General features: G+C 58.0%; 1 protein-coding gene. It reads left to right on the top strand.

The window, feature by feature from the left end:
* Positions 1–71: 71 nt before the first annotated feature.
* Positions 72–528: major capsid protein P2 (locus tag C9I92_RS25210; protein WP_249037530.1), on the top strand; the 457-nt coding region annotated here is incomplete at its 3' end.

Here is a 528-nt window from a genome sequence, read left to right as displayed (position 1 = left end):
CCGCTGGCGTGGTCTGGGCGTCAAACAACGTTGACGCCGTTGAAGACGCAATCGGCTAAGGGGGCGAGAGCATGGAATTACTCGCCACTCCGTTCGCACCGCGTCCGAAAGAGCTAGACCCTGTCGAAGGCGTGGGCTGGGGCAACCGTGCCTCACTGCGCCTGATTTCCGGTCCTACCTATCACAGCATTGAACTGGTCACAGACATTACCGACCCGAAAGACATTGAACGTGTTGAAGTGTCGCTGAACGGTTCGCCAAAAGTAAACGTGACCGGTGAAACGCTGGTGAAGCTGCAAGCCCACCGCAAAAACTACGCCCAGCCAGGGCGCTATGTGATTTCGTTTGGTGATCCCACGCTGCGCACCAAAGTCGGCGTGCGCCAGACTGACCTTGTCACCTTGCAGGGTGAAATCTGGTTCGTCTACATCACCTTGAAATCCAAACCGGCGGGCACGGCCACGCCGTCCATTCGTGCCCGTGCGCATGTATTGCCAGCACAGGCGACACGTTACTACATGCCGCGCA

Source organism: Photobacterium ganghwense (assembly GCF_003025595.1).
GTDB lineage: Bacteria > Pseudomonadota > Gammaproteobacteria > Enterobacterales > Vibrionaceae > Photobacterium > Photobacterium ganghwense.
This window is presented reverse-complemented; position numbering and strand designations above follow the sequence as displayed.